6 protein-coding genes are annotated in these 14179 nt (G+C 69.4%); 2 read left to right on the top strand and 4 right to left on the bottom strand.

What is annotated here, in order from left to right:
* The first annotated feature begins 60 nt into the window (after positions 1-60).
* Positions 61-261, top strand: a complete 201-nt coding sequence (locus HWX36_RS17250; protein ID WP_175953251.1) for a hypothetical protein — start codon at positions 61-63, stop codon at positions 259-261.
* Between the two features lie 478 nt (positions 262-739).
* Here the strand turns inward: HWX36_RS17250 and blaPEN-bcc are convergent, their stop codons facing one another.
* A complete protein-coding gene (gene blaPEN-bcc, locus HWX36_RS17245) occupies positions 740-1690 on the bottom strand; it encodes a PEN family class A beta-lactamase, Bcc-type (protein ID WP_175953250.1) in 951 nt (316 codons plus the stop codon).
* 129 nt (positions 1691-1819) lie between these two features.
* On the opposite strand from blaPEN-bcc, the gene penR reads away from it, so the two are divergent.
* Positions 1820-2710, top strand: a complete 891-nt coding sequence (gene penR / locus HWX36_RS17240) for a beta-lactamase transcriptional regulator PenR (RefSeq protein WP_175953249.1) — start codon at positions 1820-1822, stop codon at positions 2708-2710.
* Positions 2711-3206: 496 nt separating this feature from the next.
* Here the strand turns inward: penR and HWX36_RS17235 are convergent, their stop codons facing one another.
* The 3 genes from HWX36_RS17235 to HWX36_RS17225 form a co-directional block, all read right to left on the bottom strand.
* Entirely contained in the window at positions 3207-3458 is a 252-nt protein-coding gene (locus HWX36_RS17235) for a hypothetical protein (RefSeq protein WP_011354368.1), read from the bottom strand.
* Between the two features lie 96 nt (positions 3459-3554).
* Positions 3555-5777: an amylo-alpha-1,6-glucosidase gene (locus HWX36_RS17230; RefSeq protein WP_175953248.1), complete on the bottom strand. Its 2223-nt coding sequence runs from the start codon at positions 5775-5777 to the stop codon at positions 3555-3557.
* 152 nt (positions 5778-5929) lie between these two features.
* Positions 5930-13987, bottom strand: a complete 8058-nt coding sequence (locus HWX36_RS17225; RefSeq protein ID WP_175953247.1) for an autotransporter-associated beta strand repeat-containing protein — start codon at positions 13985-13987, stop codon at positions 5930-5932.
* Positions 13988-14179 lie beyond the last annotated feature (192 nt).

Below are 14179 nucleotides of genomic sequence, written 5' to 3'. Positions count from 1 at the left end.
GCTCGACGGCCCGGCCGTTCCGCCGGCGCCGCACCACGACACTTCACTCCGAGGAAGACCATGGAACACTTCACCGCGTGGCAGTTGGTCGTCTCAATCGTGCTCGTCGCCGTCGTCATCTATCCGTACGTCCGCATCGTTCGGCGTACCGGGCATTCGGGCTGGTGGATCCTGACGATGTTCGTCCCGATCCTGAACTTCGTCATGTTGTGGGTGTTCGCGTTCGCACGCTGGCCCACCGTCGACGATCGGCAGCCCTGACCGTCGCCACCACGGCTGCGCGGCTTGTCCACAGATTTTGTTGGCAAGCATGTGGATAGCCTGCGCATACCGCGACCAAGCACTTGATCCGAAAGACTTTGTCCGCGCCGCTTCAAATGCGGCACGCGGCCGGGAAAGTGCCGCTCACACGCCCGTTCGCGACGTGACGGGGCGCCCTGCGCGCGTGCGAACCGGCTTGTCCACAGATTGTGTTGGCAAGCGTGTGGATAGCCTGCGCATACCGAGGCCAAGCGCTTGATCCGAAAGACTTTGTCCGCGCCGCTTCAAACGCGGCACGGCGGCCCGCGCCACGCCGGATGCGGCCGCGCGCGGGCTTGTCCACAATTTTTGTTGGCAAGCATGTGGATATCCTGAGCATGCATGACCTAAGTCGTTGATCGCACAACGTTTGATCACGCAGGTCACGGCAGCGGCACGGCATGCATGCGGATCACACACGCACGCCGCGCCGCCCGCCTCAACCGAATGCGCGGACCACGATGCGTGCGACCGACGCGATCACGTCTTCCTTTGCGCGTGCATCGGCACTGGCTTGCGTGTAGTACACGACCAGCACGATCGGCGCACCCGACGGCGACCACACGGCACCCGCGTCGTTGGTCGTGCCGTAGTCGCCGGTGCCCGTCTTGTCGGCGACCGTCCACCCGGCCGGCACGCCCGCACGGAACCGCTTGTCGCCGACCTTGTTGCCGCGCATCCACGCGACGAGCTGCGCACGCTGCGCGGCCGGCAGCGCCTCGCCGAGCATCAGCGCGTTCAGGCTCGCGGTCATCGCGGCCGGCGTCGTCGTGTCGCGCAGGTCGCCCGGCACCGCGTCATTCAATTCGGTCTCCCATCGATCGAGCCGGAACGTGTCGTCGCCGATCGAGCGCGCGTAGGCCGTCACCGCCTGCGGGCCGCCGAGCAGCTTGATCAGCAGGTTCGCGGCCGAGTTGTCGCTGTACTGGATCGCGGCCTCGCACAGCGCTGCAACTGTCATGCCCTCACCGACATGCTGTTTCGACACCGGCGAATAGTTGACGAGGTCGGCCTGGGTATACGTCACGCGCTGTTGCAGCAACGCGGGTCGCTCGACGCTCTGCGCCAGCACCGCCGCGCTCAGCATCGCCTTGAACGTGCTGCAGAACGGGAAGCGCTCGTCCTGGCGATGTGCTACGCGCCGGCCGCTTGCGATGTCGATCGCGCACACGCCGAGGCGACCGCCCGCGCTGCGTTCGAGCGCCGCCAGCGCATCGAACGTCGCCGCGTCGAGCGAGGCCGCCGTGGCCGCCCCGCCCGCGGCGGCGGCCTCGCTCGACGACGGATCCGGTGCAGCAGTCTGCCGCGACGCGCAGGCGGCGACGGTCAGGGCGAGCGGCGCTGTCGCAGCGGCCAGCAACAAGGTTCGACGTTTCGATGAGTGGGTCATGTCGGTTGTCTCGTGGTGGAATGAGGTGAGCGAAAGGGGGTTGAAGCGCCGGCCGGCGAGACAGCACTATCGGGACTTTACGGTTGCCTGACAAGCAACGATAATTGGGCACTGACAAAAGAAATCCTTATGACTAAGCTCCGCCCTCATCTTCCGCTCAATGCGCTGCGCGCGTTCGAATCGTCGGCGCGCCACCTGAACTTCACGCGCGCCGGCCTCGAGCTGAGCGTGACCCAGGCCGCGGTCAGCCAGCAGGTGCGTTCGCTGGAGGAGCGGCTCGGCTGCACGCTGTTCACGCGACTGCCGCGCGGCCTCGGGCTCACCGACGAGGGGCGCGCGCTGCTGCCCGTGCTGAGCGACGCGTTCAGCCGCATCGAGACGGTGCTCAAGCAGTTCGACGGCGGGCGCTTCCGCGAGGTGCTGACGCTCGGCGTGGTCGGCACCTTTGCCATAGGCTGGCTAATGCCGCGCCTGAAGCAGTTCGGCGATACGCACCCGTTCGTCGAGTTGCGGATGCGGACCAACAACAACGTCGTCGACCTCGCCGCCGAGGGCCTCGACTTCGCGATCCGCTTCGGGGAAGGCAACTGGCCGACCACGCGCAACGAGCGCCTGCTCGACGCGCCGCTGACCGCGCTGTGCGCGCCGGACATCGCGCGGCGGCTCGCACAACCGGCCGATCTCGCGAACGAAACGCTGCTGCGCTCGTACCGCACCGACGAATGGCACGGCTGGTTCGATGCCGCGCAACTCGCGCCGTGGGCGGTCAACGGGCCCGTGTTCGATTCGTCGCGGCTGATGGTCGAGGCTGCAATGCAGGGTGCGGGCGTCGCGCTCGCGCCGGCATGCATGTTCGCGCGCGAACTGCAGCTCGGCCTGCTCGTACGACCGCTCGACATCGACGTGCGCACCGGCGGCTACTGGCTCACCTCGCTGAAGTCGAAGCCGCTCACACCGGCGATGACGCTCTTTCGCGACTGGATCGTGGCCGAAGCGGCCGCCACGGCACCGGCCGAATGACACGGCCCCGCTTGTCCACAGAAAGTGTTGGCAAGGATGTGGATATCCTGGGTACCCGGGACCTAAACCCTTGATCGCGTACGAATTAGCGGGCCGACGCAGACATCGGGCAGCCGTGTATCCACGGGCTTCACGCGCCGGCTTCAGACGGGCCGATCCTCAACTGGCGCGACGCAATCGATTGCGAGTTGTCCACAGAATATGTTGGCAAGCCTGTGGATATCCCCCCAATGCGGCGCGTAACACCCTGATGCAAAAGGGGATTCAATACACGGACCTTGCGAGGTCAACCCTGTGGCAGCGCCGGTGCTTTCGCACGGGCCTCGCCGCACCCGGCCCGGGGCCGGACGGTTCTCCACAGATTGTGTTGGCAAGCGTGTGGATATCCTGCGTATCGGCCACCTAACTCATTGAGCGCACGGGGTTTTGTGCTGCGTCTGCAGAATCGGGCAGCACCGGCGCGGCCCGTGCGGCGAGCGCCGGCGCCATCCGGGGATCAATGCCGGTCGAGCCCGCCGCGCAATTCGCTCGCCTTGTCGCGCAGCGCCTCGTAGCCCGAGCGCGCATGCTCGGGCAGGTCGGGATCGCCGATCAGCGCGCCGAGCGTTTCGATCAGGCTGAACAGGATGCCCTTCGCCGCGCCGACCGCGATGCTCTGCGATTCGATCGACTTGTGCAGGTGGTCGACCGCCGCTTCCAGATTCTCGAGCTTGTGCTCGCTGTCGTCGGGCCGGTTGTCGGTCGTCATCGTCTACCTCCGCCATTGTTCAAGGGTCATGTCACGATTCTATGCCGCTGCGCGCGAACGTGGCACGACATCGCGCAACATTCGCGCCGCGCCGCGCTACAGCACCGCGACCACCTTCACGGCGCCCGGCTGCTCCGCCGACGCGACGACCTGGCCGTCGACGCGGCGGAATGTGAGCGACACGGTTTCGTCGCCGACGCGCAACGCGTCGATCCGCAGCCAGTCGACGCCTTCCGGCAGCGCCGGGCGCTCGACACGCACCTCGTGGCGCGACGCGTCGATGCTCACGCCGAGGCAGGCCTGCAGCATCATGAACGGCGCACCGGCCGCCCACGCCTGCGGCAGGCAAGCCACCGGATACGCGGTCGGCGGTTCGCCGCGCCGGCGCGGGAACCCGCAGAACAGCTCGGGCAAGCGCATCTCGAAGCTCACCGCCGCCTCGAACAGCGCGCGCAACAGGTTCACCGCGGCGGTCTTGTCCCCGTAGCGCGCCAGCCCGCGCGCGATCAGCGCATTGTCGTGCGGCCATACCGAGCCGTTGTGATACGCCATCGGGTTGAAGCGCGGCTGGCCGGCCGCCAGCGTGCGGACGCCCCAGCCCGTCTGGAACAGCGTCGAGCCGAGCACGCCGGCGACCGCCGCGCCGCGCTCCGCGTCGGGCAGCCCGAACGCGAGCAGGTGGCCCGCGTTCGACGCGAACACGCGGCAGAGGTCGCCATGACCATCGAGCGCGATGCCGTAGAAATCGCCTTCCGGCATCCAGAACAGCGCGTCGACCTGCTCGCGCAGCGTCTTCGCGCGCAACGCGTAGCGTGTCGCATCGGCCGCGTGGCCACGCCGGTGCGAGCACACCGACATCGCATCGAGCGCCGCGCACGCATACGCCTGCACTTCGACGAGCGCGATCGGCCCATCCGGGAAGCGGCCGTCCGCGTGGAACACCGAATCGTGGCTGTCCTTCCAGCCCTGGTTCGCGAGGCCGCGCTCCGACGTGCGCTGATAGTCAAGCAGTCCGTAAGGATTGCGGTCGCACTTGTCGATCACCCATTGCGCGGCGCGCTCGAGCGCGGGCCACAGCTCGTCGATCAGCGCATCGTCGCCGGTGCGCTCGACATACGCGCCCGCGAGCACGATGAACAGCGGCGTCGTGTCGACCCCGCCGTAGTACAGCGCGAACGGCACTTCACCCGTCGCGGCCATCTCGCTGCGGCGGAACTCGTGCATGATCTTGCCGGGCTCGGCATCGCGGAACGCGGAGGTCTCGCGCGCCTGATGCTCGGCCAGGAAGCGCAGCACGCCGCGCGCGAGCGACGGCTGCAGCCACAGCATCTGCAGCGACGTGATCACCGCGTCGCGGCCGAACGGCGTCGAGAACCACGGAATGCCCGCATACGGGTACGGCCCCGTGTCGAGTTGCGTCGTGAGCAGCCCGAGATCCGCGAGCGAGCGGTCGAGCCACGCGTCGAACAGCGGATTGCCGGTGTTCACGCGCGCCATCGATTCGCGCCGCGCGCGCATCTCGCGGTGCACCCCGACGAGCGCGGTGCGCAGCACGACGCGGCCACATCCCGGCCCTTCCGCATGCGCCGGGCCGAGCGTTGCATCGACGGTCAGGTAGATCGACACGCAGGCCTGCGCGGCGATCGTCAGCGTGTAGTCGGCACGATCGACCGACAGCGCATCGGGCGCCGGCGAGAAATGCACGGTCACGTTGCGCTCGACGCCGTCAAGGCCGTCGTAGCGCAGCCGCACCGCGCCCGCGTCGACGCGCGGCGCCGCCACGGTGCCCCGCTTCGGGCGCTGCGTGCCGCGCACTTCGAACATGTCCTTGAAATCGGCCGCGAACGACAGCGACAGCGGCACCTCGGCTTCGCTCGCGCCGTAGTTCGTCAGCGTCAGCGCTTCGTAAAGCACGTCGCCCGCGAGCACGCGCATCCGCTCGATATGGATCACGCCCTCGGGCGTTTCGCGGCCCCCGAGCGGCGGCAGCGGGCGGTTCGTCAGGTGCGCGGTGAACGACGCGTTGTCGGCGCTCGTCGCGCCCGACAGCAGCGACGGCGCACGGCCGCCGAAGGTCAGGCGCCACTTCGACAGCACGCGCATGTCGTCGACGAACAGGCCGTCGTCATGACCGCCGATGTCGCCGAGCGCGTCGCTGACCACGAACGCATCGCCGGATTTCAGGACGTACTGGTTGTTGCGCGCCAGTCCCTGCGGATCGGCTTCGGGCGCGATGAATGCGGGGCCCGACGTCGGGTTCGGGGCAACAGGCGCGGCTTGCGGCGCCTGGGTCGTCGTGGCTTCAGCGTGATTCGGCATCGATGCTCCTGTGTCGGGTCGCAACGCGCGGCGCGTCGCGTGTTTCGCACAGGATAGGACAGAACGGGGGACGCGCGCAGCGACGAGGCAGACGCGATGGCCTGCGACGTTGCCGTCGCCGCATGCCATCGCGCAGGCGCGTCAGGCGCCGGTCAGAACTTCCACAGGATGTTGCCGAGAATGGCGTTGTCGCGCACGCCGCTGCCGTACTGGCCGCTGTACGTGAGGCCGAGCGTCAGGCGCTTCGTGATGTTCGCGTCGATGCCGGCCTCGAGCACGGCGCTGTCGCGGGCAATCGGCACGCCCGATACCTGGAACGACGTACCGCCGTTCGCGAACGTGAACGCCGACGACGGACTCGCGTTGCCGAACGCATGCCGCCAGCCGACCGTCCCGCGCGCGGTGAACGTGCCGCTCCCGATCGAGCCGAGTTGCGACGCCGCGCGCAAGCCGAGGGTCGAGAAGCCGACATGCGTCGTCTCGCCGCCGGCGCGCAGCGCGGCCGCGCCCCCGGTTTCCGTGTAGCCGTCGGTATGCAGGTTCACATACGCGAGGCCCGCGAACGGTTCGATCGCCACGGGCCCGACCGGCAGCGCGTAGCCGATTTCGCCGAACACCTGCGCCGAATTCGCGTCGTAGCCGGCCGAATCGTGGTCGGAGAAGCCCGCGAAGCTCGGCGAACGGTCGCTGTTGATCCGGTACCACGTGTACGACGCGCCGCCGCGCACGCCGAGTGCACCGTACTGCGCACCGCCGTACAGCGACAGGTAGTAGCTGTTCACCGACGCCGACGAACTCAGGTCGTTGTCGAGCGAGCTGTGCGTGACACCCGCGGCCAGGCCCGCACGCCACTTGTCGTTGAGCGCCATGTCGGCGCCGGCGATGAAGCCCGTCATGCTGCGGTTGATCGTCGACGCGTTGCCGTCGCCGGTGAGCCGGCTGCGGCCGCCGAACGCCTGCCCCCAGACGACCGGCTGGTAAGGCGTGCCGCCGTAGCAGCCGTCGCGCGAGCCGATCCGGCGTTCCGGCGGCAGCGTCGGGTCGACCGCACCAGCCGTGTTGTCGCCGCACAAGGCCGCGCCACCCGACGACAGCGCGGCGAGCGGGCCCGCTCCGGGCGCGAGGCCCTGGCGGACACGATCGGTCACCGCGTCGCGCACATAGCGGCTGTCGAGCAGCAGCATGCTCTTCAGGCTTGCCTGCAGTTCGCCGTCGAGCAGCCCGTATGCGCGGCGCGCGGTCGCCGCGTCGGTCGTCATCACGGCGTCGTACAGCGGGTTGCCGGCGCCGAGCCCGCCGAGCGCGGCCGCGACGGAGCGCTGGTTCGGCGTCGTTGCGACGTCGGGCAGCGACGTGCCGTTCGCGACCAGTTGCAGGTAAACGTGGTTCGGATCGTAGCTGAGCTTCGGCATCAGGAACGCGTAGTTCGCGCTCACCTGGCTGAACGCACCCTGCACGCCCGACGCGGCGGTCAGGATCGTGTAGGTCGTGCTCGGCTGGTAGCTGCCCTGGTTCGCGAGCACCTGCACGTTGCCGCCGTTCAGCGTCGCCGTGCCGCCCGCCGCGAGGCTGCCGCTTTGCTGCGGCGTGGCCGCGACCTGGAACGTCGAACCCGGCTGGAACGTGACGTTGCCGCCCACGTTCAGCGCCGCGCCCGGCTGCGACGCGGCCGCCTTCGCGCCGCCCTGCACCACGAGGCCGCCGATCGTGCCGGTGCCCGTCAGCGTCGCGCCGCTCTGCACGGTCACGGTCGACTGGCCGAGCGAACCGTTGACGGCGAGCGTGCCCGCGCTGACCGTGGTCGGGCCGCTCAACGTGCTGGTGCCCGTCAACGTCAGTTGCCCGCTGCCGGCCTGCGTCAGCGAACCGGCGCCCGAGATCGCACCGCCGAACGACGTGTTGTCCGAACGGTTGAAGATCAGCGATCCCGCGTCCGCGATGTTGCCCGCGAGGCTGCCCGTGGTGCCGCCGCTGCCGATCTGCAGCGCGCCGCCGCTGATGGTGGTGCCGCCGGCATACGTGTTCGCGCCGGACAGGATCAGCGTGCCGCTGCCGCTCTTGGTCAGCGAGCCGCCGCCCGCCAGCGTGCCGCCGTAGGCGCCGCTGCCCGTGACCGTGAGGCCGCCCGTGCCGGTGTCGAGCGTGCCGCCCGCTGCCCCGCTCAGCGTGGGCAACGTCAACTGGGTATTGCCGAGTGCGATGCTGCCGCCGTTCAGCGTGAGCCCGCCCGTGCCGAGCGCGCTGCCGTTGCCGAGCACCAGCGAGCCGCTGTTGAGCACCGTGCCGCCCTGGAAGGTGTTGCTGTTGTTCAGCGTCAGCGTGCTCTGGCCGTTCTTGACAAGACCGCCCGCGCCCGATACCACGCCCGACAGCGTCAGGTCCGCGGTGCCGCCGATCGTCGCGCCGGCATTCAGCGTCACCGGGTTCGCGACGGTCACCGCGGTCGTCGTGTCGATCGTGCTCGACGCGCCGACCGTCAACCCGCCGGTGCCGAGCGCGCCGTTGCTGCCGAGCACGAGCGTGCCGCCCGTGACCGTGGTGCCGCCCGCATACGTGTTGTTGCCCGACAGCGTCTGCGTGCCGGTGCCGCTCTTCACGAGGCCGCCGGCGCCGCCAAGCGTGCCGCCGAACGACGTGTTGCCCGAACCCGCGAGCGTCAGCGTATTCGTCCCGAGCGAAACGTTGCTGCCCGCGACGCCGGCCAGCCCGCCGATCGTCTGCGCGCCGGCGCCGTTGCCGAGCGTGAATCCCGTGCCCGCCGCGCCGAGATTGACGGTGGTCGCGTTCGACAGGCTGCCGCCCGAGCCGATCACCAAATTGCCCGCGTTGATCGTCGTCGCGCCGGTATAGGTGTTCGCGCCCGTCAGCGTCTCCGTGCCGCTGCCCTGCTTCACGATCCCGCCCGTGCCGCCGAGCGCGCCGCCGAAAGTCGCGTTCGTGCTGTCGCCGAACGTGAGCGTGTTGCCCCCAAGCGTGACGTTCGTGCCGCCGATGCCGGACAGCGAGCCGATCGTCTGGTTCGCGCCCGATGCACCGATGTCGAGCGACGCGCCCGAGCCGGCCAGGTTCACCGCGCCCGTCGCCGCGAGACTGCCGCCCGCACCGATCACCAGCTTGCCGGCGTCGATCGTCGTGCCGCCGGTATAGCTGTTGGTCCCCGTCAGCGTCTGCGTGCCGGCGCCGACCTTCGTCAGCGAGCCATTGCCCGTCAGCGTGCCGCCGAAGGTCGCGCTGCCGCCGCCGTTGCCGAGCGCCAGCGCGTTCGCGCCGAGATCGACCGTCGTACCGCCCGTGCCGGACAGCGCGCCGATCATCTGCGCCCCGCCGGCGCCGCTCAGGTCGAGCGTCGAACCGTTGCCGGTGAGGTTCACCGCACCCGTCGCCGCGAGACTGCCGCTCCCGCCGATCGCCAGCGTGCCGCCCGCGATCGTCGTTCCGCCCGTGTAGGTATTCGCGCCCGTCAACGTCTCCGTGCCCGCGCCCGCCTTCGTGATGCCGCCCGAGCCGCCGATTGCGCCGCCGAACGTGCCGTTCGTGGCCCCGCCCAAAGTCAGCGAGTTGCCGCCCAGGTTCAGGTTCGACCCGCCCGCGCCGTTCAGCGCGCCGATCGTCTGCGCGCCACTGGCCCCGCTGATGTCGAAGGTCGTGCCCAGGTTCGCGAGCGTCACCGTGCCGGTCGACGCAAGGCTGCCGTTGCCGCCGATCGCCAGCGTGCCGTTCGCGATCGTCGTCCCGCCCGAGTAGGTGTTCGCGCCCGTCAGCGTTTCCGTGCCGGTGCCCTGCTTCGTGATCCCGCCCGAGCCCGTGATCGCGCCGCCGAAGGTCTGGTTCGTGCCGTCGCCGAACGTCAGGCCGTTGCCGCCCAGGGTCACGTTCGACTCGCCCACGCCGCTCAGCGCGCCGATCGTCTGGTTCCCGTTCGCGCCGCTGATGTCGAACGTCGTACCCGAGTTCGCGAGCGTCACCGTACCCGTCGCCGCGAGGCTGCCGCTGCCGACGATCGCCAGCGTGCCCGCGTTGATGGTCGTGCCGCCCGTGTAGGTGTTCGCCCCCGTCAGCGTTTCCGTGCCGCCGCCTTGCTTCGTGATCCCGCCCGAGCCCGCAATCACGCCGCCGAACGTGCCGTTCGTCGTCCCGCCGAGGGTCAGCGACTTGCCGCCGAGACTCACGTTCGATCCGCCCACGCCGTTCAGCACGCCGATCGTCTGGTTCCCGTTCGCGCCGCTGACGTCGAACGTCGTACCCGAGTTCGCGAGCGTCACCGTCCCCGTCGCCGCGAGGCTGCCGCTGCCGACGATCGACAGCGTGCCCGCGTTGATGGTCGTGCCACCCGTGTACGTGTTCGCCCCCGTCAGCGTTTCCGTGCCCGTGCCCGCCTTCGTGATCCCGCCTGTACCTGCGATCACGCCGCCGAAGGTCTGGTTCGTGCCGTCGCCGAATGTCAGCCCATTGCCGCCCAGGGTCACGTTCGACCCGACCGCGCCGCTCAGCGCGCCGATCGTCTGGTTCCCGTTCGCGCCGCTCAGGTCGAGCGCCGCGCCGTTGCCCGTCAGGCTCACCGCCCCCGTCGACGCGAGACTGCCGCTCCCGCTGAGCGCCAGCGTGCCGTTCGCGATCGTCGTGCCGCCCGTGTAGGTATTCGCGCCCGTCAGCGTCTCCGTGCCGCTGCCCTGCTTCGTGATTCCGCCCGTGCCCGCAATCGCGCCGCCGAAGGTCTGGTTCGTGCCGTCGCCGAACGTCAGCCCGTTGCCGCCCAGGGTTACGTTCGACCCGCCCGCGCCGCTCAACGCGCCGATCGTCTGGTTCCCGTTCGCGCCGCTCAGGTCGAGTGTCGCGCCGTTGCCCGTCAGGCTCACCGCCCCCGTCGACGCAAGACTGCCGCTGCCGCTGAGCGCCAGCGTACCGTTCGCGACCGTCGTGCCGCCCGTGTAGGTGTTCGCGCCTGTCAGCGTTTCCGTGCCCGTGCCCGCCTTCGTGATCCCGCCCGTACCCGTAATCGCGCCGCCGAAGGTCTGGTTCGTGCCGTCGCCGAACGTCAGCCCGTTGCCGCCCAGGGTCACGTTCGACCCGCCCGCGCCGCTCAACGCGCCGATCGTCTGGTTCCCGTTCGCGCCGCTCAGGTCGAGTGTCGCGCCGTTGCCCGTCAGGCTCACCGCCCCCGTCGACGCAAGGCTGCCGCTGCCGCTGAGCGCCAGCGTGCCGTTCGCGATCGTCGTGCCGCCCGTATAGGTGTTCGCCCCCGTCAGCGTTTCCGTGCCCGTGCCCTGCTTCACGATCCCGCCCGTACCCGTGATCGCGCCGCCGAAGGTCTGGTTCGTGCCGTCGCCGAACGTCAGGCCGTTGCCGCCCAGCGTCACGTTCGACTCGCCCACGCCGCTCAATGCGCCGATCGTCTGGTTCCCGTTCGCGCCGCTCAGGTCGAGCGTCGCGCCGTTGCCCGTCAGGCTCACCGCCCCCGTCGACGCAAGACTGCCGCTCCCGCTGATCGCCAGCGTGCCGTTCGCGATCGTCGTGCCGCCCGTATAGGTGTTTGCGCCCGTCAGCGTCTCCGTGCCGCTGCCCTGCTTCGTGATGCCGCCCGAGCCCGCGATCACGCCGCCAAACGTGCCGTTCGTCGTCCCGCCGAGGGTCAGCGATTTGCCGCCGAGACTCACGTTCGATCCGCCCACGCCGTTCAGCGCGCCGATCGTCTGGTTCCCATTCGCGCCGCTGACGTCGAACGTCGTACCCGAGTTCGCGAGCGTCACCGTACCCGTCGCCGCGAGACTGCCGTCCCCGACGATCGCCAGCGTGCCCGCGTTGATGGTCGTGCCGCCCGTGTAGGTGTTCGCCCCCGTCAGCGTTTCCGTGCCCGTGCCCGCCTTCGTGATCCCGCCCGTACCGGTGATCGCGCCGCCGAAGGTCTGGTTCGTGCCGTCGCCGAATGTCAGCCCGTTGCCGCCCAGGCTCACGTTCGACCCACCCGCGCCGCTCAGCGCGCCGATCGTCTGGTTCCCGTTCGCGCCGCTCAGGTCGAGCGTCGTACCCGAGTTCGCGAGCGTCACCGCACCCGTCGCCGCGAGACTGCCGCCCCCGACGATCGACAGCGTGCCCGCGTTGATGGTCGTGCCACCCGTGTACGTGTTCGCGCCCGTCAGCGTTTCCGTGCCGCCGCCTTGCTTGGTGATCCCGCCCGTACCCGTGATCGCGCCGCCAAAGGTCTGGTTCGTGCCGTCGCCGAATGTCAGCCCGTTGCCGCCCAGCGTCACGTTCGACCCGCCCACGCCGCTCAATGCGCCGATCGTCTGGCTCCCATTCGCGCCGCTCAGGTCAAGCGTCGCGCCGTTGCCCGTCAGGCTCACCGCCCCTGTCGCCGCGAGACTGCCGCTCCCACTGAGCGCCAGCGTGCCGTTCGCGATCGTCGTGCCGCCCGTGTAGGTGTTCTCGCCTGTCAGCGTTTCCGTGCCCGTGCCCGCCTTCGTGATCCCGCCCGTACCCGTGATCGCGCCGCCGAAGGTCTGGTTCGTGCCGTCGCCGAACGTCAGGCCGTTGCCGCCGAGGGTCACCGTCGAGCCGGCCACCCCGCTCAACGCGCCGATCGTCTGGTTGGTCCCCGCGCCGCTGATATCGAAGGCCGCGCCCGCGCCCGCCACGTTGACCGCGCCCGTCGCCGCGAGGCTGCCGCCCGCGCCGATCGACACGATCCCGCTGTTGATCGTCGTGCCGCCCGTATAGGTGTTCGCGCCAGTCAGGGTGGTCGTGCCCGGGCCGTTCTGCACCATTCCGCCCCCGCCCGAGATCGCGCCCGACAGCCCGAGATTGTTGCTGCCGCCGAGCGTCAGGGTCGTGCCGCCGTTGATCACGACGTTGTTGGCGACCGTCATGTTGGCGGTCGTGTCGAGCGTGCCCGCCCCGCCGACGGTCAGGGTGCCCGAGCCCAGCGCGCCGCCGTTGCCCAGCACGATCTCGCCGCTGTTCAGCCCGGTGCCGCCCGAATAGGTGTTCGCGCCCGACAGCGTGAGCGTGCCCGTACCGTTCTGCGTGAGGCCGCCGCTGCCGCTGATCGCCCCCGACAGCGCGAGATTGTTGCCGCCCTGCACCGTCAGCCCGCCTGCGCCGAGCGTCACGTCGTTGCTCAGGTTGACGCCGGAATTCGCGCTCTGGATCCCGCCGCCGTTGCTCGTGATGGTGCCGGTGCCGAGCCCCGCATTGTTGTCGATGCTCACCACGCCGCCGTTCAGCGTGGCGTTCTGCGCGCTCGACGCGCCGGTCGTGGTCCAGTTGCCGCTGTTGACCTGCAGGTTCTGGAAGTTGATGTAGTTGTTGTTGTTGATCGAGCCGGTCGCCGGGCCGCCGCCGTTCTGCTGCAGCACCAGCGTGTTGTTGCCGCCCGCGCCGCCGTCCACCGTGCCGGTGGCCGCGATGCCGATCGTGACCGCGCCGACCCCGAGGTTCAGCGCAGCCCCGGTGCCGCCGTTCGCATTGACCGACGAGCCGGTGGTCGCGGTGAAGGTATTGACGCTGTTCCCCCCCATCGAGACGCTGCCGTTGATGGTGCCCGAGTTGGTGAAGGTATTGCCGGCCCCCGGCGTGCCGGATGCCTCGAACGCGACGCGGCCGTTGATCGTTCCACTGTTGTTGAAGTTGACCTGCGCGCCGCCGTAGGCAACCACGACCGGCGCGTCCGAGCCGATCAGGGTCGCGCCGATCAGGCCGTTCGAGCTGATGGTGCCGGTGTTGGTGATGTTGGTGGTGCCGCCCGTGCCGTTCTGCGCGGCGAGCGCCATCCCGGTCACGCCGGACAGCGCGACGCCCGTCGAGCCTTTCATCGTGCCGTTGTTGGTGATGGTGGTCGTGCTCGCCAGGTTGTTGCCGACCAGCGCGCCGCTCGACAGCACGCCGAGCCCGGTGCCGAGCGCGGACGGATCGATGGTGCCATTGTTGGTCAGCGTGGTGCCGCTGCCCTGCAACGACAGCGCGGTGCCGCCAACGCCGAGCAGCACGCCGAGGCTCGCGCCGGCGTTGACCGTCACGTTCAGGTTGTTGCCGCTGTTCGAATAGCTGGGCGCAAGCGGATTCGCGACGCCCGAGCAGGACACGATGGACCCCGCCGAACTACAGGTCGCATACGCCGGGACGATGCCCGCGCCGGACAGCGCCAGGAACACCCCGGTCGGCAACAGCAATCTCGGAAACGGCTCGCCGGCTTTTTTCGAACGCGCAAGATTCATGCTTTTCCTCGTTATTGGAATTGGCATTGCAATGAAATCGAACGGCCGGCAGCAGAAAATCACGGACGAAAGGATTCGCCCCGGCCGTCGCGACGCGACGTCGGTTGATTCTCGGATCAGTCTTTAATTGGCCCTTGAAGGCAGGTGTGAAACTAGGTTGACGACATGACGATGGCCCCTGTTTTTTTACGC

Origin of the sequence: Burkholderia sp. BCC0405 (genome assembly GCF_902833075.1) — a bacterium.
Classification (GTDB): Bacteria; Pseudomonadota; Gammaproteobacteria; order Burkholderiales; family Burkholderiaceae; genus Burkholderia.
The sequence above is the reverse complement of the archived record's forward strand: the minus strand, read 5'-3'. Positions and strand labels throughout refer to the sequence as shown.

Coding starts and splice junctions, on each gene's coding strand:
- HWX36_RS17250 (WP_175953251.1), top strand. CDS start 61: ATGGAACACTTCACCGCGTGGCAGTTGGTCGTCTCAATCGTGCTCGTC.
- blaPEN-bcc (WP_175953250.1), bottom strand. CDS start 1,690: ATGACCCACTCATCGAAACGTCGAACCTTGTTGCTGGCCGCTGCGACA.
- penR (WP_175953249.1), top strand. CDS start 1,820: ATGACTAAGCTCCGCCCTCATCTTCCGCTCAATGCGCTGCGCGCGTTC.
- HWX36_RS17235 (WP_011354368.1), bottom strand. CDS start 3,458: ATGACGACCGACAACCGGCCCGACGACAGCGAGCACAAGCTCGAGAAT.
- HWX36_RS17230 (WP_175953248.1), bottom strand. CDS start 5,777: ATGCCGAATCACGCTGAAGCCACGACGACCCAGGCGCCGCAAGCCGCG.
- HWX36_RS17225 (WP_175953247.1), bottom strand. CDS start 13,987: ATGAATCTTGCGCGTTCGAAAAAAGCCGGCGAGCCGTTTCCGAGATTG.